The sequence below is a fragment of the Dermacoccus sp. UBA1591 genome (genome assembly GCF_002322065.1).
Classification (GTDB): domain Bacteria; phylum Actinomycetota; class Actinomycetes; order Actinomycetales; family Dermatophilaceae; genus Dermacoccus; species Dermacoccus nishinomiyaensis.
The window spans coordinates 7009-8763 of the sequence record NZ_DCNR01000005.1; the positions used below are offsets into that span (position 1 = coordinate 7009).

At 68.7% G+C, this 1755-nt stretch carries 2 protein-coding genes and 1 pseudogene; all 3 read left to right on the forward strand.

Annotation, left to right across the window (positions count from 1 at the left end):
- Positions 1-234: pseudogene (locus B2284_RS00875) on the forward strand (hypothetical protein); the annotation flags it as partial.
- Positions 235-403: 169 nt separating this feature from the next.
- Positions 404-841 carry a hypothetical protein gene (locus B2284_RS00880; protein WP_062256325.1) on the forward strand — a complete coding sequence of 146 codons (438 nt, stop codon included), beginning with the start codon at positions 404-406 and terminating at the stop codon, positions 839-841.
- 400 nt (positions 842-1241) lie between these two features.
- On the forward strand, positions 1242-1755 hold a 514-nt coding region (locus tag B2284_RS00885), incomplete at its 3' end, for a ferredoxin reductase domain-containing protein (RefSeq protein ID WP_476728563.1).

The window sequence follows — 1755 nt, forward strand, 5'->3', positions numbered from 1 at the left end:
GCGACTGATACGCCCGGTGCGCCGTCACGCGCGACGAACCAAGCGCCCACCTCCGGTGCCGCACGCACCGACGTCCCTGGCGCGTCGACCGAGACGCCGAACCAACCGCCGCCCTCCGGTGCGTCGACGACCCCCAAGACGCCCGACGCAACCGCCGTCAGCGCCTCGGACGACGACAGCGCCCCGCGCCCGGGCGAGACGCGTCGTGAGTGGCGGGCTCGCACCGGTCGCTGACGGCGCGCAGGTCAGCCGGCGGGGCCTCACCCACCGTACGGGCTGCCGTCGCGGTTCGGCTCCAGCACGGACAGCACGTCGAGCTCGACGGCCCACCCCTGCGGGCCGGCGTCGCCTGTCTGCTCCGAACACTTGAAAACCTTCCAAAATCTTGGGCTAGACCTGGCGCATGAGCAATTACCCAGAACGCCACGCCTTGGGCAGGATCGATGTCATCGACCTCGAGGATCTTCCCGCGCTCAGCCGCGATGTTCCCCTCGACCTGCCGAGCATCCAAGCCGGGTGGCCCGACTTCGAGCACGCCTTCGACTCCCTGAAGGGACGACGCATGATGGGCCTCGTCTACGGCGGATCGCACATCTACCGCATGTGCTCGATTCGGTTGGATCGCGACGCCGCAAACCCGCTGGGTCTGGACGAGACGACGATCCCGGGCGGCGGCTACCTTCGGCTGCGCCTACGAGGTGAAGCGCCGGAGGTCTACGGGCACATCGGCGAAGCGTTCGACGTCCTCTTCGGCTCGGCAGATCACGACTCGTCCCGTCCGCAGATCGAGAGTTATCGACGTGAAGGCGAGGTCGACTGCCTCCTCCCGATCCTGGCGTAGTTGACGAAGCCCCCCACAGACCGATTTACGTCATGTCGCTGATGGCTATCCCATCACCGAGGACGGTGGCATGGTGCCCTGAGGGGATGACTTTGCGATCTGCGAGGGTGAACGTTCGTCATCTCGTCAAGCCTGCTGGATGTTGTGTCATGAACGCGCGCCATTTGACGCGTTGATGACACAAGATCGCGCCGGGGTCGGCGAGCGCCGAGCACCCCGTCAGCCACGCCCTCGCCGCTGCCACACCGAACCCGCCAGTTCGCCCACAGAGACGAAGGTCCCAGAGCTGCTCACCCCGGCGGCGGAAGCTTTTGTCAGTTGTGAGAGGCACAATGTCTGAGTGAACTCCGCTCTGCCACCGCGCCCTGCCCGCTCGTCAGGCACCCCGCGCCGCGGCCCGCTGCTCAAGCGCGCCGCGTGGCGCGCTGCCGAGGTGTTCACGACGCCGGCGCCGCCGCAGGAGTTCGCGCGCCTGTTCAACCCACTCGTCTCGAGCCGTCAGCTGCGCGGCGTCGTCACCGCCGTGCGCCATGAGACGGCGAACTCGGCGACGATCGAGTTCACGCCCGGTGGCACGTGGGACGCGCACAAGGCCGGCCAGTACGCGCGCATCGGCGTCGAGATCGACGGGGTGCGCAACTGGCGCTCGTACTCCCTCGTCACCGCCGAGGGCCACGACCCGGCGATCACCGTCACCGCAGTCGGGCGCGTCTCGAGCCACCTCGTGCACCACACCGAGCCCGGCGACCTGCTGTTCCTCGCTCCGCCGCAGGGCGACTTCCTCCTGCCCACCGGCCCGCGCCCCCTGCTCATGCTGACGGCGGGCAGCGGCCTCACGCCCGTCATGTCGATGCTGCGCACCCTGCTGCCGCAGCGGCGCGACGCGGACGTCGTCGTCATCCACTCCTCGCGCA

Bases quoted from the DNA above. Each gene is read 5' to 3' on its own strand.
- B2284_RS00880 (WP_062256325.1), top strand. From the start codon at position 404: ATGAGCAATTACCCAGAACGCCACGCCTTGGGCAGGATCGATGTCATC.